Source organism: Stenotrophomonas sp., assembly GCF_032056425.1.
GTDB lineage: Bacteria > Pseudomonadota > Gammaproteobacteria > Xanthomonadales > Xanthomonadaceae > Stenotrophomonas.
The window spans coordinates 62,851-79,115 of record NZ_DAMBCN010000015.1 but is presented as its reverse complement, the minus strand read 5'-3'; the positions used below and the strand labels follow the sequence as shown (position 1 = coordinate 79,115).

The 16,265-nt window shown below is 66.5% G+C and carries 17 protein-coding genes, 1 tRNA gene and 1 pseudogene; 12 read left to right on the top strand and 7 right to left on the bottom strand.

Annotation, left to right across the window (positions count from 1 at the left end; translation table 11 throughout):
* Positions 1-94 precede the first annotated feature (94 nt).
* From birA to RTY46_RS11590, 3 genes are read left to right on the top strand one after another with little or no spacing between them, the layout of a single operon-like run.
* Positions 95-1,060: a bifunctional biotin--[acetyl-CoA-carboxylase] ligase/biotin operon repressor BirA gene (gene birA / locus RTY46_RS11600; RefSeq protein WP_312708507.1), complete on the top strand. Its 966-nt coding sequence runs from the start codon at positions 95-97 to the stop codon at positions 1,058-1,060.
* Positions 1,057-1,788, top strand: a complete 732-nt coding sequence (locus RTY46_RS11595) for a type III pantothenate kinase (protein WP_312708506.1) — start codon at positions 1,057-1,059, stop codon at positions 1,786-1,788. Before birA ends, RTY46_RS11595 begins: the two co-directional genes overlap by 4 nt.
* Positions 1,789-1,797: 9 nt before the next feature.
* On the top strand, positions 1,798-2,646 hold the full coding sequence (locus tag RTY46_RS11590) for an SPOR domain-containing protein (protein WP_312708505.1): 849 nt from the start codon (positions 1,798-1,800) through the stop codon (positions 2,644-2,646).
* Here the strand turns inward: RTY46_RS11590 and RTY46_RS11585 are convergent.
* The 4 genes from RTY46_RS11585 to RTY46_RS11570 form a co-directional block, all read right to left on the bottom strand.
* Positions 2,643-3,191: a GTPase gene (locus RTY46_RS11585; RefSeq protein WP_312708504.1), complete on the bottom strand. Its 549-nt coding sequence runs from the start codon at positions 3,189-3,191 to the stop codon at positions 2,643-2,645. The two genes, RTY46_RS11590 and RTY46_RS11585, sit on opposite strands and share 4 nt — an antisense overlap.
* Positions 3,188-4,174, bottom strand: a complete 987-nt coding sequence (locus tag RTY46_RS11580) for a hypothetical protein (protein ID WP_312708502.1) — start codon at positions 4,172-4,174, stop codon at positions 3,188-3,190. The genes RTY46_RS11585 and RTY46_RS11580 overlap by 4 nt, the downstream gene beginning before the upstream one ends.
* Before the next feature lie 55 nt (positions 4,175-4,229).
* Positions 4,230-4,589 (bottom strand): roadblock/LC7 domain-containing protein, encoded by a 360-nt coding sequence (locus RTY46_RS11575; RefSeq protein WP_312708501.1) that lies wholly within the window; start codon positions 4,587-4,589, stop codon positions 4,230-4,232.
* Between the two features lie 79 nt (positions 4,590-4,668).
* Positions 4,669-5,118: a roadblock/LC7 domain-containing protein gene (locus tag RTY46_RS11570; protein ID WP_312708499.1), complete on the bottom strand. Its 450-nt coding sequence runs from the start codon at positions 5,116-5,118 to the stop codon at positions 4,669-4,671.
* A 280-nt stretch (positions 5,119-5,398) separates the two neighbouring features.
* On the opposite strand from RTY46_RS11570, the gene RTY46_RS11565 reads away from it, so the two are divergent.
* Positions 5,399-5,474 (top strand) — tRNA-Thr (locus RTY46_RS11565).
* A gap of 12 nt (positions 5,475-5,486) precedes the next feature.
* On the opposite strand, the gene RTY46_RS11560 is transcribed toward RTY46_RS11565, so the two are convergent.
* Positions 5,487-6,365 carry a PHB depolymerase family esterase gene (locus RTY46_RS11560; protein WP_312708498.1) on the bottom strand — a complete coding sequence of 293 codons (879 nt, stop codon included), beginning with the start codon at positions 6,363-6,365 and terminating at the stop codon, positions 5,487-5,489.
* On the opposite strand from RTY46_RS11560, the pseudogene RTY46_RS11555 reads away from it, so the two are divergent.
* Together RTY46_RS11555 and RTY46_RS11550 are read left to right on the top strand one after the other, a co-directional pair.
* A pseudogene (locus RTY46_RS11555) lies at positions 6,355-7,865 on the top strand (fatty acid--CoA ligase); the annotation flags it as partial. The gene RTY46_RS11560 and the pseudogene RTY46_RS11555 sit on opposite strands and share 11 nt — an antisense overlap.
* 142 nt (positions 7,866-8,007) lie before the next feature.
* The gene (locus RTY46_RS11550; RefSeq protein ID WP_312708497.1) at positions 8,008-8,766 is read left to right on the top strand and encodes a DUF3011 domain-containing protein; all 759 of its coding nucleotides are present in this window, start codon (positions 8,008-8,010) and stop codon (positions 8,764-8,766) included.
* Between the two features lie 708 nt (positions 8,767-9,474).
* Here the strand turns inward: RTY46_RS11550 and RTY46_RS11545 are convergent.
* Complete coding sequence (locus RTY46_RS11545; RefSeq protein ID WP_312708495.1) at positions 9,475-10,242, bottom strand: hypothetical protein; 768 nt, start codon at positions 10,240-10,242, stop codon at positions 9,475-9,477.
* 461 nt (positions 10,243-10,703) lie between these two features.
* On the opposite strand from RTY46_RS11545, the gene rocF reads away from it, so the two are divergent.
* From rocF to RTY46_RS11530, 3 genes are all read left to right on the top strand, one after another.
* Positions 10,704-11,624: an arginase gene (gene rocF / locus RTY46_RS11540; RefSeq protein ID WP_312708494.1), complete on the top strand. Its 921-nt coding sequence runs from the start codon at positions 10,704-10,706 to the stop codon at positions 11,622-11,624.
* 167 nt (positions 11,625-11,791) lie between these two features.
* Positions 11,792-11,929 carry an entericidin A/B family lipoprotein gene (locus RTY46_RS11535; RefSeq protein WP_108748165.1) on the top strand — a complete coding sequence of 46 codons (138 nt, stop codon included), beginning with the start codon at positions 11,792-11,794 and terminating at the stop codon, positions 11,927-11,929.
* Positions 11,930-12,131: 202 nt separating this feature from the next.
* Positions 12,132-12,353 (top strand): CsbD family protein, encoded by a 222-nt coding sequence (locus tag RTY46_RS11530; protein WP_108748166.1) that lies wholly within the window; start codon positions 12,132-12,134, stop codon positions 12,351-12,353.
* Positions 12,354-12,432: 79 nt separating this feature from the next.
* Here the strand turns inward: RTY46_RS11530 and RTY46_RS11525 are convergent, their stop codons facing one another.
* Positions 12,433-13,266, bottom strand: coding sequence for a hypothetical protein (locus tag RTY46_RS11525; RefSeq protein WP_312708493.1), 834 nt, complete (start codon positions 13,264-13,266; stop codon positions 12,433-12,435).
* A 108-nt stretch (positions 13,267-13,374) separates the two neighbouring features.
* Here RTY46_RS11525 and RTY46_RS11520 point away from each other — a divergent pair, with 108 nt between their 5' ends.
* From RTY46_RS11520 to RTY46_RS11510, 3 genes are all read left to right on the top strand, one after another.
* Positions 13,375-14,667 carry a tryptophan--tRNA ligase gene (locus RTY46_RS11520; protein ID WP_312708491.1) on the top strand — a complete coding sequence of 431 codons (1,293 nt, stop codon included), beginning with the start codon at positions 13,375-13,377 and terminating at the stop codon, positions 14,665-14,667.
* A gap of 130 nt (positions 14,668-14,797) precedes the next feature.
* On the top strand, positions 14,798-15,094 hold the full coding sequence (locus tag RTY46_RS11515; protein WP_312708490.1) for a hypothetical protein: 297 nt from the start codon (positions 14,798-14,800) through the stop codon (positions 15,092-15,094).
* A gap of 230 nt (positions 15,095-15,324) precedes the next feature.
* Entirely contained in the window at positions 15,325-16,257 is a 933-nt protein-coding gene (locus tag RTY46_RS11510; RefSeq protein ID WP_312708488.1) for an MBL fold metallo-hydrolase, read from the top strand.
* Positions 16,258-16,265 lie beyond the last annotated feature (8 nt).

Genomic DNA, 16,265 nt, shown 5'->3' with positions numbered 1-16,265 from the left:
CATAGCCCGAACCCGGCCCCGCCGTGGAAGCCCCCCGGCGGGCGCCTGCCCGGCCTTTCCCGCATAATTCCTGCCTGACCTGACGGAAACTGCCGTGGACGATCGCCAACTGCTGGCCAAACTCGCTGCCGGTCGCCTGTCCGGCGATGCCCTGGCCCGTGAGCTGGGCCAGACCCGGGCCGCCATTTGGAAGCGGATTCAAGGACTTAGGGCCGCTGGTGTGGATATCCAGGGCCGTGCGGGCGAGGGCTACGGCCTGACCCGGGCACTGGAGCTGCTTGACCCGCAGGCGATCCGCGGCAACCTGCCGGCCGATGCCCAGGCCCTGCTGCACGACCTGCAGGTGGCCTGGACCGTGGACTCCACCAATGCCGAATTGCTGCGGTGCAGCGCGCCGCAGCGCGGCGTTTGCGTTTTTCTGGCCGAGCGCCAGACCGGTGGCAGGGGTCGTCGCGGCCGCAGCTGGGCCTCGCCGTTGGCCGCCCATGTCTACCTGTCGGTGCTGCGCCTGTTCGAAGGTGGCCTGGGCCGTCTTGCCGGGCTGAGCCTGGTGGCCGGCGTGGCCGTGGCCGAGGCGCTGCACGATCTGGGCTTCACCCAGGCGCGGCTGAAATGGCCCAACGACGTGCTGGTGGACGGCCGCAAGCTGGTGGGCCTGCTGGCCGAGGGCGGCGGCGAGTATGCGGGCCCGGCGCGCGCGGTCATCGGCATCGGCATCAACGTGCATATGCCGCCCGCGTTCGGTGATCAGATCACCCAGCCGTGGGTGGACCTGGACACGCTGGCCGGCACGGCGGTGGACCGCAACCAGGTGGTGGCCGCCGTGCTGGCGCGCCTGCTGCCGGCGCTGGAAACCTTCGACCGCGACGGCCTGGCCCCGTTCCTGCCGCGTTACGCCGCGCTGGACATGCTGGCCGGCCAGGACGTGCGCGTGGAACTGGACGGCCAATGGCAGCACGGTACAGCGCTGGGCCTGGCCGATGACGGCGCGCTGCGCGTGCGCATCGATGGCCGCGAGCGCCTGCTGCACGCCGGCGAAGTAAGCGTGAGGGCGGCATGAGCGATTGGTTGTTCGATCTGGGAAATTCGCGTTTCAAATTCGCACCACTGCAGGGCAACCGTGCCGGCGATGTGCAGGCGTGGGCGCATGGTGCCGAAGGCATGGCCGCGCAGCCCGAGCACAGCCTGCCCAGCGGCCGCGTCGCCTTCGTTGCCAGCGTGGCCGCACCGTCGCTTACCGCCGCGATGCTGGACCAGTTGCAGCGCCGTTTCGAACAGGTGCGCGTGGTGCGTACCACGGGCGAATGTGCGGGCGTGCGCATTGCCTATGCGAAGCCGGAAAAGTTCGGCGTGGACCGCTTCCTGGCCCTGCTGGCAGCGGCCACCGCGCAGCGCCCGGTACTGGTGGTCGGCGTAGGCACCGCACTTACCCTGGATCTGCTGGATGGCAACGGCCAGCACCACGGTGGGCGTATTTCCGCATCGCCCACCACCATGCGCGAAGCCCTGCACACGCGTGCCGTGCAGTTGCCGGCCAGTGGTGGCGAGTACAGCGAATTCGCCAATGACACCGCCGATGCGCTGGCCTCGGGCTGCGATGGTGCGGCCGTGGCGCTGATAGAGCGAAGCGTGCAGCAGGCGCAGACGCTGCTGGGCGCGCCGCCAGCGCTGCTGGTGCATGGCGGCGGCGCACCAGCGTTGATGCCGTTGCTGCCGGGCGCCGACTACCACCCGTCGCTGGTGCTCGATGGCCTGGCCCGCTGGGCGGTGCACCCGGCTGCACGCTAGTATCGGCGCATGCTGACCCGTGCCCTGATTGTCGTACTGGCCATCCTCAACCTGGGGGTCGCCAGCTGGTGGCTGCTGCGAACCGAACCCACGCGCGCACCTGCGCCAACGCCGCCCAGCGGCGTGGCCGAACTGCGCTGGCTGCCCGGCGGTACGGATGCGTCCGCCCTGGCGCAGACCGCTGCCGCGCCGACCGAAGCGCTGGTAGCGCGCGAAACCGCGCCGGGCGCCGCGCTGGCGCCTGCCGACGCACCGGCTGCTGCGCCCACGCCCACCGCCGCGCCGCAGCCAACCGCTGCCGCGCCGCTGACCGCCGTGGCCAAGCCCGCCGCACCGACCCCGCCGGTCGCCGAAACCCCCGCGCCGGAAAAGCCTGCGCCTGAAAAGCCGGCCACGCCGCCGCGCTGCATCGCGCTGGGCCCGTTTGCCGACCGCGCCGCCGCCGTGGCCGCGCAGGGCCGCGCTGGTTCCCTGCTGGCATCCGCCCGCCTGCGTGAGCAGCCGGCCGCCAGCGGCAGTGCCCGTTACCGCGTGCTGCTGCCAGCCGCGGCAAGCCGCGATGACGCGCAGGCCACCGTCAAGCGCATTGTCGCGGCCGGATTGAGCGACTACTACATCATCAGCCAGGGCGAAGAGGCCAATGCGATTGCCCTGGGCCAGTACCGCAACCGTGAAGGCGCCGAACGCCGCATGGCCGCCGTGCAGGCCGCCGGCTTCCAGCCGCGCCTGGTGGCCAGTGGCGAAGCCGGGCAGTGGTGGCTGGAAGGGCAGTTGGCCAGCGGCAGCGAGCCGGGCCAGGTGCAGCAGCGCAGCGCCGCCGCACAGCAACGCTCGCTGGACTGCACGCGACTGCGCTAATCGGCCTGGCGCTGCTGGGCGAGGCGGTAGGACAGGAGCGCCTTCACCAGGAATGTCACCTGCGTGGCTGAGCGTGCATCCACGCGCAGTACCGGCAGGTGCATGCCCGCCGCGAACAGTGCATCGCGGAATTCCGGCAGCAGGAAGCCGGGATGATCATCGGTGCGGGTGACGCCCACGGCCAGGCTGGCCTGCGGTGCGATGCGCGCGAAATCCTGCAGCAGGCCAAGCGTGGTCTGCACCGCGTCGGGCGTTCCTGCACTGACCAGCACCACTACGCCCAGCGCGCCATCGGCCACCAGCGGCCACATGAAATCCAGGTAGCGCTGACCGGGCACGCCATAGACATGCAGCAGTTCGCCATCATCCAGTGCGATGGAACTGTAATCCATGGCAACGGTGGTTTCGGTCTTGTCGGCGCTGCTGTGTTCACTCAGCGGCATTTCCGTGCTGACCGGTTCCACATCGGAAATGGCGCGCACCGCGGTGGTCTTGCCTGCCCCCATCACGCCCACGAACACCAGCTTGTTGGCGGGCAGGTTCATGCGGCGTGTCCTCGCGACAGACCCAGCCCGAAACGACGCGCCAGGCGCAGCAGGAAGGGCGTTTCGCCAGCGGTGGCGCGGCCTGCGCCGGGGGCGCGCGAGCTGACAGAAGGCAAGGCAGACTCCGGGGACAACGCCAGTCCGCAGGCGGACGCGGCCGAGAAAAGGGAGACCATCGTGGCACGCGGCAGCCGACAATGCGGTGCCAGCGTATCCACTGTGTACGCCCCGGCATGCAGGCGGGCGATGGCCGGCAACCAGGCATTGGGCACCTCTGCGGCCGTCAGATCGGGCCAGTGGCGCAGCTGCAGCGAGGCCGGTGCTGACGGCAGCAGCGCCGGGCGGTGCTGGGCCAGGGCGAAGTACAGCGCTTCCAGCGATTGCCGCTGCGGCAGCCGGTAGGCGTACTGGTGCTGGAAATCGGCCGGATCCATCACCTGCGCCGACCACGAGGTGGCATCCAGTTGTGCGCAGACATCGGCCAGGGTGATGTGTGCTGGCAGCGCAATGCTGCGGGTGTGGGTATCCAGCAGCAGCCACATGGCACCGCGTTGCAGCAGGTGCAGCTGCGCCGGGCCGGAGGCGTCGGCCAGCTGCAGCAGCAGCGGCGTGGCCGCGGTGCCGGCGTCGCTGCGGGCTTCATGCATGGGCGTGGCAGCTGCCGCACCCAGAAGGTGGCGCACCTGCCGGTTGAAATCGCGCACGGTGGCGCCGTGCGGCAGCAGGCCATCCAGTGCCTGCTGCGCGCGCCGCGACACGCGCAGCGTGGCCATGCCGGCCGCGTTCGCATCGGCCAGCACGCTGCGGCTGTCGGCGTGGTCCACATGTACGACCACCACGTCGGCCGGGGTACCGTCCCACGCACGCACGGCAACGTCCATGCGCTCGGAGAGCAGCAATGAACAGGCCAGCTTCAGACGGGTGTGGTGCAGCAGATCCAGGCCTGCAACAGCCACCTGGAACGAGCGGATAGGAGTGTTCATGGGGAAGGGGCGCAGGGTGGGGCACTGCCGCGCAGCGCCCCACGGAGGGCAGCAATCAGCTGAAATCGAGGGTCTTTTCGACCGATTTCAGTTCGTGGCGGGCCATGGCCAGGTTGGACTTGCTGCGATCCAGAACCACGTACAGGAACAGCAGCGGGTTGCTTTCCAGCGGGCGGATCAGGTGGTACTGGCTGGTCAGGGTGATCAGCACGTCCTCGATGCTGTCGGACAGGCCCAACGACTCGGCCACGCGGCGCTTGGCACGCACCACTTCGGTGTTGCCGGCAGCGGCCAGCTCAAGATTGATGTTGCCGCCGCCAAGCATGGCCAGGGCCATGCCGCTGTCGCTGTCGACCAGTGCGGCGCCGACGAAACCGGCGATGCCGTTGAGTTTTTCCAGGGTGAAGCTGGGCATGAAAATCCTTTTGAGTTCCAGGGAAAGCACACGGAAACAGCGCAGGCTGGCCTGCGCAGACGAGGTCATACAGGGGCAGTCAGGCCGTGCGGGCGTCCAGCACCGGCAGCAGCCGCTGCGCACATTCGCGCGCGTGGAACAGCAGCACGGCCAGATTCAGTTCGGGGCGGCCAACGGCGGTCAGCGTCATCGGCCGGGCCGCACAGATGCGGATGAGCACCACATTGCCCATGCGGGTGCAGATGGTGGCGTAGTCGGCGTCGCTGAGCTTGAGCTCCCGCGAGACGGTCTCGCCGAGCGTCAGGAATGAATTGGCCATGGCCGCGATGCGGCGACCATCGGCATCCAGACTTGACGCCTCGGCAATGGCACGGCCATCGGCGGTGGACAACATCAGCAGGCTCAGGCTGCTTTCGCGCTCACGCGCCTGCGCGAATACCGCCTCGATGGCGGTCACGTCATACATCGAGCTGGCAGCAGGCGCTTCGCCCTGCGGGCGGACCAGCTGGTGGATCGTACTGCGCTGCACGGTCATCTCCCCTGCGGACCACCTGTGCGATCCATGCGAAACAACGAAGTCAAGCGGTTACGTCGTAAAGTGTGAAATCTAGCACGTAAACGCTTTCATCCGGCCAAACAGTGGCTTAATGGTTTCGCCTGTTACTACCGTCAAGTGTTTGACGGTGTTGAGGGTTTTTGCCGACTGAGACGCGTGGGCAAGATGGTCGCTGGCCGTCTTGAACCCCAATTCGCAGGCAAGGGCGCGACTGCGTTAGAATCCACCGCGCCCCACGGCACGCAGCACCCATGCCGCTTTAGCTCAGTTGGTAGAGCAACTGTCTTGTAAACAGTAGGTCATCCGTTCGATTCGGATAAGCGGCACCACTCCCGGCCTCATCAACGCTGCTGATCCCTCAGGAACAGCCAGGTAATCAGCGTCGCGTCCGGTCCCTGCGGGTCGGTGAACGGCAGGCCCGAGGTGCTGCCGCTCCACGCATGCCCCATGCCCTGCACCACGTAGTGCTGCACCAGGGTGCGGCCGCCGTACTGGTAGCTGTAGACCGTATAGGCATGCCCGCCCGGCACCTGCCCATTGAGGATGCTGGTCGGCGCGGTGCCCACCGAATCGTTGTCCAGGCCGTCGTCGGCCAGATCGTTGGTCTGCAGGAACTGGCGTACCGCCTGTTGGCCGTTCACCGGGTTCACCGTGGTATCGGCGCTGCCATGGAACACCAGCACCGGCAGCGGTCGTGGCGACGGCGATCCCGAACACTGCCACGCCAGTCGCCCGTTGCTGTCCGGGGAGTAGATGCTGCCGGCCAGCAGCGCATAGGCACTGCCCGATACCGTAGTCGCGCCCTTGTACATGCCACCGGCACGTACCGCACCGGCGGCGAACACATCCGAATAGCAGGCCAGCATGATCGAGGTCATCGCCCCGCCAGCGGAGATGCCGGTCACGTAGACCCGTCGCAGATCGACGCTGTAAGCGGATTTCACCGCGTCCACAATGCCGGCCAGGATCGACGCCTCGCCGCTGCCGCGTGCCTGGTGCACCGGCAACTGCCAGTTCCAGCAGCGCCCGCCGTTGGCGGTGATGTTCTGCCGCGGGTACACCACGATGAAGCCTTCGCTGTCAGCCACCTCGTTGAAACCCGACGCCTCGCCCATCAGGTTGGGCCCGGTCACGCAGCCGTGCAGCACCAGCAGCAGGGGCAGCGACTGGCCGGCCTGGTAGCCGGCAGGCACCCACACCTGGTACGCGCAGGCGCGCATCGGTCAACTGGCCGGCCTGCTGACGTCGCTGGGCGTGAAGCCGGGCGATACCGTGGCAGTGATGGACTGGGACAGCAACCGCTACCTGGAAAGTTACTTCGCCGTGCCGATGCTGGGCGCAGTGCTGATGATGGTGAACATCCGCCTGGCACCGGAACAGATTGCCTACACGCTGAACCACAGCGGGGCGCGGGTGATCCTGGCCAACCGCGATTTCCTGCCGTTGCTGGACGCGCTGCACGAACAACTGCCGGACCTGCACACGCGCATCCTGCTGGATGACGAGGACGGCGCGCTGCCGGCCGGGTTCGCCACCGAATATAAAGCCGGTCTACGCGCGGCCACGCCGGTCACCTGCTTCCCCGATTTCGACGAGAACACGCGCGCCACCGTGTTCTACACCACCGGCACCACCGGCCTTCCCAAGGGGTGTGCTTCAGCCACCGGCAACTGGTGCTGCATTCACTGGCGGCCATCGCCGCGCTGGGCAGTGCCGCCGGCCAGGGGCGCCTGCATCGTGACGATGTCTACATGCCGATCACGCCCATGTTCCATGTGCACGCCTGGGGCGTGCCCTATGTGGCCACCCTGATGGGCATCAAGCAGGTCTACCCGGGGCGCTACCTGTCGGCACGGCTGCTGCAGCTGATCGCCCGCGAACAGGTGACCTTCTCGCATTGCGTGCCGACCATCCTGCACATGCTGCTGGAGCACGCGGATGCAGCGCAGGCTGACCTGCGCGGCTGGAAGGTGATAATCGGCGGTGCGGCGCTGCCGCGTGCGCTGGCCCAGCAGGCGCTGGCGCGCGGCATCGATGTGTTCGGCGGCTACGGCATGTCCGAAACGTGTCCGCTGCTGACCCTGGCGCAGATCGACCCCGACGCAGTGGCCGATGCGGATCAGGAGCTGTCACTGCGCACCAAGGCGGGCATTCCCGTGCCGCTGGTCGAGCTGAGGATCGTGGATTCAAAGATGCAGGACGTTGTCCACGACGGCAACGCCACCGGCGAGGTGGTGGTGCGCGCGCCGTGGCTGACCCAGGGCTACCTGCACAACCCCGAGGCATCGGCGGCGCTGTGGGCGGGCGGCTACCTGCATACCGGTGACATCGGCAACATCGACAACGGTGGCTACCTGCGGGTGACCGACCGCATCAAGGATGTGATCAAGACCGGCGGTGAGTGGATCTCGTCGCTGGCGCTGGAAGACATCATCGCGCTGCGCCCGGCGGTGATCGAGGTGGCGGTGATCGGCATTGCCGATGCGAAGTGGGGTGAGCGGCCGCTGCCGTTGGTGGTGCGGCAGGCCGGCGGCGAGGTCAGCGAAGCGGAGATCATCGAACTGGTGGCCGCGCGCAGCCGCAGCGGCGACATTTCCCGCTATGCGATTCCCGAACGGGTGCGCTTCGTGGCAGCCCTGGAGCGCACCAGTGTGGGCAAGATCAACAAGAAGAAGCTGCGCAGCCTGCACGACCCGGATTCGGTGACGCCCCCGCAGTGAGTGCCGCATCCGGGCGGCGCTACGCCACTGCACGTTGCCGCCGGGCCGAAGAACAGCGTTCACGCACGCATCACGCCTGTGCCCCCGACCGAATTGCATACTCGCGCCATCTGCCCGCTCCGGGCCAACCCGGGAATCGACCATGCCTCGTAGGACGTTGCCTCTCGTTGTCGCTGTGCTGGGTACTGCGCTCACGACTCCTGCGCTGGCCGCCGTGCCGTTCCTCAATGCGCGCTGTCCGGGCGGCATCGACGTGCACGCCGACGCAGGCGGGCCGGTCTACGTGCAGGGGCGGCAGACCACCCTGAAGCACGTGAATGACCGCTACGCCGAAGCGCGTGATGCGCAGAGCGGGCTGACGGTGTCCATCAGCACCGGCGACGATGGCACGCCGCAGGTCAGCTACACCGGCCGCAATGGGGTCAACGGCATCTGCCAGGTCAGCGACAGCGCGGCAGCACCGCCGCCGTCGCCCGCGCACCGGCACGACACCGACGGCGATGCCGCATTGCCCAACGAGGTCACCTGCGAATCCACCGACCAGCGCCAGGTGTCGTGCGACATGAACACCCGTGGCGCCGTGGAAGTGAGCCGTCAGCTCAGCCGCACCCGCTGCGAGCAGGGCGTGAACTGGGGCCTGTCGCGGCAGTCGGTATGGGTAAGTGGCGGCTGCCGCGCCGTGTTCCGCAACACCTCCAGCGCGCCCCGCGCCGCACCCGCTGGCGATACTGCGCTGGAATCGTGCAATGCGCGCAAGGGCGACCAGGGCACGCTGGTCACCCAGGTGCCGGTGGGCAGCGATTACCAGGAACTGATCATCGATTATTCCGATGGCCGCTTCCTGTGCATGCTGCGCAACAACGGGCAGGTGCAGAGCCTGACGCCGGTGCGCCGTCGCTGATCAGCGAGCTCTGACCGAGAGCTGGAACCGTAACGTAGTGTGCTGTATGAAATTCGAGAGGCGGTGACAGTTATCTCCATTGATGAATACTGCCCTGACGAGCGGTGATTCTTGCCTATGGATCACCGCAAAAGTGCTGAGGGTCAATTCTCCCGGGTGGGGTTCTTGGTCTTCGGCGGATTGAGAGGGCCAACGGTGACGTTGCCACTGCCTCCGCCGCAGCTTCCATGGCAGCCGCCGCCGACGGGTGAGCCGCCCCTCCCGCCACCGCCTTGACCTGCTCCTGACCCACCTCCTGATCCTGTACCACCAGCTGCCGGGGACGTGTTCGCGATCGGCTCACGCGAGGTTCCATTCCAGTCGATGCTGTCCGTCATCTGGTACGTAACGCAGTACGAATTGCTGCATACAATGATCTTGGAGCCAGGTTGGACTGATTCTCTGAAGGTCCCCCGGTTGTTCCGGTTTGTTACTTGTGTGTACCTGATCAGAAACGCCTTCGTGGCGCCATCCGGGATGGGGGTTTGTCCGCCGCAGTCCGCGCAGGAAACGGGGCCGAACACACTTGATGACCCGCCGATTGGCCAAGTGGCATAGGCGAGCGGTAGCGCCGCCCCCACCACCACGACGGCTGCAAGCGTCAGGAGCGTCTTGCTCTTCACTCTGTTCATTCTGGAATCTCAACTGAAAGTTTGTGAGCTCAGCCGGTCAGTCACAGCACGAGCGGTAGATGGCTCTGGATAGCTCCTGTGAGCGACCAAACTGATCCACGTCCATACCCATGGACAATCTCTTTACCGACTCCCTGGAATAGTCATTGGGGTTCGCGCGATGCAAGGCCATCCAGTAGGCAAGGCTCTTCTCCCTGGATCTTGTGGCGACAATTCCCCTCTCGTAGATAGTGGCGAGGGCTTCAATGGAATCCACGTTGCCCTGCGACGCGGAATCCTTCAGGTAGTCCACTACGTTGCGGCGATACTCGACCAGCTTTTCCGGGTCTGAAAGGACGTCACGCAACGTGCCAATGGCGGCCTGTGGGTTCTGCGCGTACACGAGCCGAGCTTCAATCGACCCCTGTGCGGCGGCCAACGCGAGCCAGTTCACCGCAAGGATGTCCTGCCTCGCAGCGAGGGTCTGGCAGTTCTCGATTTCCTGTTCAATTCGCTTCGAGAAGTTCGCGCCGAGGCCAATTGACGCATATGCCCTGTACTCGCTGTCATCGCCCGGGTCGAGCGCCTGCTTGCAGCTGGAAACCCGCGAATGTATCAGGTAGCTCGCCTGCGCATCCCCTGCTTTCGAATTTTCCAACTGATCCTCGATGAACTGCACGGCATCGCCGTGGAAATCGGATTGCGTCATTTCAATTCGGAATGCCCTGCGGCCCAGCGCGATCTGAGACGCTGCTGCATTGTGCTTCGGGATCTCGCTGCCCTGCTGCTGGAGTTGGGGGGCGGGTGCCGGGGCGTTGTGCTGCACGTTGCCCGCCGATGTGCTCTTGTGGAACGGCTTTTAGACGATTGCCAACGTAACGACTGCGATGGACGCGGCGGCGACTACTGCGAGGTATGAGTAGGTGTTTGACAATAGAGACCTCCACGCCCTGAGCAGATTGAATGTTCCGGCGGGCGAGTGTTCCGCCGGTTGTATGGATGCATGTCCCACACAGGGCACACTGTGCGGGGACGGCGGGTGTACCGGCCTGGTGCCTGGTGAACCGGTAAATGGCGATAGCGAGGGGATTGTTCGCAGCGATTGCTGGGCGGGTATAGAGTCATATGCGTCATCGCCCCGTCACGCCTAAGGTCCCTGCAAACGCGTCAGGCCGAGAAAGTGATGCACGGCAGCAGTCGGTGGCACGTGCTCCTGCTGCACCGCCGCGAGTGGTGTCACACGCCTCTGGCTAGACTGGGCTTCTTTTTCGCTCGCAGGAGGCACCCATGGCCCATCCCATTTCCGTCACCCTCATCGGCGTACCCACCGACGTGGGCGCGGGTCATCGCGGGGCGCGGCTGGGGCCGGAAGCCCTGCGCGTGGCGGGCCTGCCGGAGGCGCTGGCCGCGCGTGGCGTGGACGTGCGCGACCTGGGCAACCTGGACGGTCCGCGCAATCCGTGGACCGCACCGGTGGCCGGCTACCGCCACCTGGATGAAGTGGTGGCCTGGAACCGCGCGCTGATGGACGCCAGCTACGCCGAACTGCAGGCCGGGCGCATGCCGATCATGCTGGGCGGCGACCACTGCCTGGGCATCGGTTCGATCACCGCCGTGGCGCGCTGGTGCCGCGAGCAGGGCAAGACCCTGCGCGTGCTGTGGCTGGATGCGCATTCGGATTTCAACACCAGCGATGTCACCCCGTCGGGCAACATCCACGGCATGCCGGTGGCCTGTCTTTGCGGTCTGGGCCCGGACGAACTGACCCGGCTGGGCGGCAGCGCCCCGGCCATCGCCCCCACCCAGGTGCACCAGATCGGCATCCGCTCGGTGGACCCGGACGAAAAGCGCCTGATCAAGACCCACCGCGTCGATGTGTACGACATGCGTTACATCGATGAGAACGGCATGAAGCGCACGGTGGAAGCGGCGCTGGCGGGTGTCGATGAAAACACCCATCTGCATGTCAGCTTCGACGTGGATTTCCTGGACCCCAGCATTGCCCCCGGCGTGGGTACCACCGTGCCGGGTGGGGTGAACTACCGCGAGGCGCAGCTGGTGATGGAAATGATTGCCGACAGCGGCCGTATGGGCTCGCTGGACATCGTGGAACTGAACCCGCTGCTGGACAACCACAACACCACCGCCGAGCTGGCCGTGGACCTGGTGGAGAGCTTGTTCGGCAAATCCACCCTGATGCGGGACTGAGCCTGCCTGCCGCAGTCTGAATGGCCCGTTGCGCCGTTCACACCCGCTCCACGCCGTTGCCGCCAGATTGCACGTCAAGCGACGGCGGTGCCTTCGGGTACCGCCGCCAACCGACAGAATCCGACCCGCGATGTGCGCGGTGTAGCGGCCAACCCAAGGAGAAGCTCATGAAGCGTGTAGTTGCCCTGATGCTGTTGTCGATGTTCTCGGTGGCCATGCTGTCCGGCTGCAATACCGTTGCCGGCGCCGGCAAGGATGTGCAGAAGGCTGGCGAAAAGGTCGAGGATGCCGCCAAGGGCAACTGAGCCCGCGGTGGTGCGACACACGGAAAGGCCGGGCATGTCCCGGCCTTTTTCGTGCGCGCGTGCAGGCATCATGCACGGCGCTGGGTAGTGAACCATTCAAGCAGGTGAGCATGCTTTTCATGGCGGGTTGACCGCTGTTCAACGGGCAGTGCGCGAAGCTGGAGCCACGGTAAGAACGCCGTTGCAACCAAGGATTCCAGCAATGAACAAAGACATCATTTCCGGCAAGTGGTCGCAGCTGAAGGGCAAGGCCCAGGCCAAGTGGGGCGATCTGACCAACGATGATTTCGATGTGGCAGAGGGCAACGCTGAGTATCTGGCCGGCCGTCTGCAGGAACGCTATGGCTGGGCGAAGGACCGTGCCGAGAAGGAAGTCAGCGAGTTCTCGGACAGCGTGCGCAAGGATTATCCGGACTTCAGGTAAGTCCCGCGCTCATAGCCCTGAGCGTCCCCCGCAGCCCGACGCCCGTACCGCTATGGTGCGGGCGTCGTGCTGTGTGCGCTCAGCGCGTCGGCGGATCGGGCACGTAGCGGTTGGGAAAGGCCTGCGGTTCCTGTGGCAGGCGCGACGGTGCATCCAGGCGGATGCCGCGTGCGCGCAGGTTGCGGGCACTGTCGTAGCGCAGCTGCACCACCTGGGCGGGCGTGCGGCTGGCACGCTCGAACTGGGTGTCGCGGGCCTGCGAATACTCGCGCTCGCCATGGCCTGTGCCCAGTGCCGGTGCTTGGCTGCGCGCCTTGCTGGACGTGCTGCGTTCCATGCGGCTGGCGGTGGCATCGGCCGCTGCCGATTCGGCTGCAGCGGCGGGTGCGGCGGGTGCGGCGGGGGCCGGCAGCGGCACATGGCGCAACGGCGGCCGCGGGCTGGGGCGCCAGCGGTAGGCCTCTTCGAACACCGCCATGCCGACCACCCCGATGTTGTCCGGCCGACCGGTGCGGCTGGCGTAGCTGCCGCCGGGGCTGCTGAAGACGAACTGGGCCACCTCATCCTGGCTCTTGCGCCAGCCGGTGATGTCGGCACTCTGGCCCGGATTGAGCACATAGCCGGTCTGCGACGGGTCGGCATCCTCGCCGGAGATGGCATTGATGCCATCCACCGACAGCACCACCAGCACCCGCCGTGGGCTGTCGTTGTACAGGCGAACGGCATAGCGGTGGCCGCGTTCCCCCGCCACCCAGCGCTGGCCATCGGCGGCGTAGCTGCGCAGTTCGGTATCGCGGTCGCGGTCCACCAGCACCATGCGCACTGGCTGTTGCGGGTAGGGGGCCGACGGTGGCGGGGCGGGCCGGAAGCCGGCCAGGGGCAGGATCAGCAGCAGGGGCAGCAGGCGCTTCATGGCAGGTCTCCGGTGGGCTCGAGTGAACAAACGCGTGGCCAGCCACGACGGGGTTGGCCCGGCACGCGGTAAACTGGCCCCGTTCATCGAAGGTTTCCGCACGCAGTCATGACGACCCGAGTCCTTACCGGCATCACCCCCTCCGGCACGCCCCACCTGGGCAATTACGTTGGCGCCATCCGCCCGGCGATCGCCGCCAGCCGCGCGCCGGATATCGAAAGCTTCTTCTTCCTGGCCGACCTGCACAGCCTGATCAAGGCCCAGGACCCGCAGCGCACCCAGCGCGCGACCCTGGAAATCGCCGCCAGCTGGCTGGCCTGCGGCCTGGACCCGGAACACGTGTGGTTCTACCGGCAGAGCGATATCCGCGAAACCACCGAACTGATGTGGTTCCTGACCGCCATCGCCAGCAAGGGCATCCTCAACCGTGCCCATGCCTACAAGGCCGCAGTGGACAAGAACCGCGAGGAAGGCGTGGATGAAGATGCTGGCGTCAGCGCTGGTCTGTTCATGTACCCGGTGCTGATGGCCGCGGACATCCTGATCTTCAAGGCCCACCAGGTGCCGGTCGGCCGCGACCAGATCCAGCACATCGAAATGGCGCGCGATTTCGCCCAGCGCTTCAATCACGTGTACGGCAAGGAGTACTTCCCGCTGCCCGAGGTGGTGATCGACGAACAGGTGGCCACCCTGGCCGGTCTGGACGGCCGCAAGATGAGCAAGAGCTACCACAACACCATTCCGCTGTTCGCCCCGCGCGAAGAGCTGAAGAAGCTGGTGTTCTCGATCCTGACCGATTCGCGCGCACCGGGCGAACCGAAGGACACCGAAGGTTCGGCGCTGTTCCAGATGTACCAGGCCTTCGCCACCGCCGAGCAGACTGCCGCGTTTGCCCAGGCCTTTGCCGAGGGTATCAGCTGGGGCGATGCCAAGCAGCAGTTGTTCGAGCGCATCGACAGCGAACTGTCGCCGCTGCGTGAGCGTTACAACGCGCTGATGGCCGAGCCGGAAAAGATCGAAGCGCTGCTGAAGCGCCGCGGCCAGCAGCTGCGCGAACAACTGGCCATCCCGCTGTTGGACGAACTTCGCCACGCTGTCGGCCTGCGCGATCTGTCCAGCGCCGGCGACATCGCCAGCGAAGATGCCGGCGTGTCCCGCGTGGCACCGCCGCTGTTCAAGCAGTACCGTGAAAAGGACGGCCGTTTCTACTTCAAGCTGACCGCCGGTGACGGCACGCTGCTGATCCAGAGCGAAGGCTTCGACTCGCCGCGCGATGCCGGCCAGCTGATTGCCGTGCTTAAGCAGGCTGAGCAGGGCGACGCGCTGCAGAGCGAGCTGTTCAAGCTGGAAGCCGACGTAGAGGCCGTGCTGGCCGCACTGGCGGCGCTGCGCGCCGAATAAAGTGGCCCTTGTAGAGTCGAGCTTGCTCGACTGCTGTTGATCCGCCAGTCGAGCATGGCTCGACTCTACAAAAGGGCCGTCGAGCACGCTCGACGCTACGTACCACGTGCAAAGATAGGGGGAGTCTGCAATGGCCTGGTTGTCGCTGCTGCTGTTCCTGCCATGGTTCCTGCTGCTGGGCAGCCTGTTCTGGCTGTTCCCGCGCCAGCCGCGCAGCCTGCGGCGGCGCGTGTTCGACAGCGCCAGCCTGGTGCTGGCCTTCCTGCTGAGCATTCTGGCCATGCTGTGGGGCCACCATATCGGCCTGGTGCAGGCCGGTGCCGGCCCCATCTGGGCGCAGGTGCTGGCCGTGCTGTACGCCTACGGCGCCTTCCTTGCGGTACTGGTGCTGGCACTGCTGCTGCGGCCCAGGTGCCTGGAAAGGTAGCGTCGACCGTGGGTCGACTGCCGTTGCCGTTCGTAGAGTCGAGCTCGCTCGACTGCTGTTGCCGTTGCCGTTTGTAGAGTCGAGCTCGCTCGACTGCCGTTGCCCGGTCAGAAGAGCAGTCGAGCAAGCTCGACTCTACCGGTGCAGTCTCCGACCAAAGCCGCATCGAACCGGTCCCCTGCGGCGGCCTACCATGGGCGTCTGTTCCGCCATCTGCCAGGTGCGTGCCGATGACCGCCGACCCCAGCATCCACACCATCGATACCGGATTCCAGCGGGCGCAGTTCGATGCCGCCTACCTGATCGTGGAAAACGGTCGTGCCGCCTTCGTCGATTGCGGTACCGGCCTGTCGGTACCTGCGATGCTGCAGGCACTGGCCGATGCCGGCCTGGGCCCGGAAGCGGTGGACTGGCTGCTGCTGACCCACGTGCACCTGGACCACGCCGGTGGCGCCGGTCTGCTGATGCAGCAGCTGCCCAACGCCCGTGCCGTGCTGCACCCGCGCGGTGCACCGCACATGATCGATCCCACCCGGCTGATTGCCGGCGCCACCGCGGTGTACGGTGCCGAGGAAATTGCACGCAGCTATGGCTGCATCGAGCCCATCGCCGAACACCGCGTGGTGGTGGCCGACGATGGCCACCGCATCGATCTGGCCGGCCGCGAACTGCTGCTGCTGCACACTCCCGGCCATGCCCTGCACCACTACTGCGTGTGGGATGCGCGCAGCCGCAGCTGGTTCACCGGCGATACCTTCGGCATTTCCTACCGCGAACTGGACAGCGCGAAAGGCGCCTTCATCTTCCCCACGTCCTCGCCTGTGCAGTTCGACCCCGAGGCGATGAAGGCGTCGATCCAGCGCATGCTGGGCTACCACCCGCAGGCGATGTACCTGACCCACTACGGGCGGGTGCAGCAGGTGCCGACGCTGGCCGCAGACCTGATCGAGCAGATCGATGCCATGGCCACCATCGGCCGCCAATGCGACGGCCGGCCCGATCGCCATCGCTGCCTGCTGGCGGCATTGCAGGCGTTGTACCTGGAACGCGCGCAGGCGCATGGCTGCGCGCTGGACCAGGCTGCGGTGGCCGAGGTGCTGGCCATGGATATCGAATTGAACGCGCAGGGCCTGGCCTGCTGGCTGGACCGCGTGCGTCGCTGAACGCAACG

What these genes read in the sequence shown, in the direction of transcription:
- RTY46_RS11525 (WP_312708493.1), bottom strand. Translation starts at nt 13,266, where the DNA reads ATGAAGCGCCTGCTGCCCCTGCTGCTGATCCTGCCCCTGGCCGGCTTC.
- RTY46_RS11560 (WP_312708498.1), bottom strand. Translation starts at nt 6,365, where the DNA reads ATGCGCGCCTGCGCGTACCAGGTGTGGGTGCCTGCCGGCTACCAGGCC.
- RTY46_RS11520 (WP_312708491.1), top strand. Translation starts at nt 13,375, where the DNA reads ATGACGACCCGAGTCCTTACCGGCATCACCCCCTCCGGCACGCCCCAC.
- RTY46_RS11535 (WP_108748165.1), top strand. Translation starts at nt 11,792, where the DNA reads ATGAAGCGTGTAGTTGCCCTGATGCTGTTGTCGATGTTCTCGGTGGCC.
- RTY46_RS11510 (WP_312708488.1), top strand. Translation starts at nt 15,325, where the DNA reads ATGACCGCCGACCCCAGCATCCACACCATCGATACCGGATTCCAGCGG.
- RTY46_RS11575 (WP_312708501.1), bottom strand. Translation starts at nt 4,589, where the DNA reads ATGCCCAGCTTCACCCTGGAAAAACTCAACGGCATCGCCGGTTTCGTC.
- RTY46_RS11585 (WP_312708504.1), bottom strand. Translation starts at nt 3,191, where the DNA reads ATGAACCTGCCCGCCAACAAGCTGGTGTTCGTGGGCGTGATGGGGGCA.
- RTY46_RS11515 (WP_312708490.1), top strand. Translation starts at nt 14,798, where the DNA reads ATGGCCTGGTTGTCGCTGCTGCTGTTCCTGCCATGGTTCCTGCTGCTG.
- RTY46_RS11550 (WP_312708497.1), top strand. Translation starts at nt 8,008, where the DNA reads ATGCCTCGTAGGACGTTGCCTCTCGTTGTCGCTGTGCTGGGTACTGCG.
- RTY46_RS11530 (WP_108748166.1), top strand. Translation starts at nt 12,132, where the DNA reads ATGAACAAAGACATCATTTCCGGCAAGTGGTCGCAGCTGAAGGGCAAG.
- RTY46_RS11590 (WP_312708505.1), top strand. Translation starts at nt 1,798, where the DNA reads ATGCTGACCCGTGCCCTGATTGTCGTACTGGCCATCCTCAACCTGGGG.
- rocF (WP_312708494.1), top strand. Translation starts at nt 10,704, where the DNA reads ATGGCCCATCCCATTTCCGTCACCCTCATCGGCGTACCCACCGACGTG.
- RTY46_RS11595 (WP_312708506.1), top strand. Translation starts at nt 1,057, where the DNA reads ATGAGCGATTGGTTGTTCGATCTGGGAAATTCGCGTTTCAAATTCGCA.
- RTY46_RS11580 (WP_312708502.1), bottom strand. Translation starts at nt 4,174, where the DNA reads ATGAACACTCCTATCCGCTCGTTCCAGGTGGCTGTTGCAGGCCTGGAT.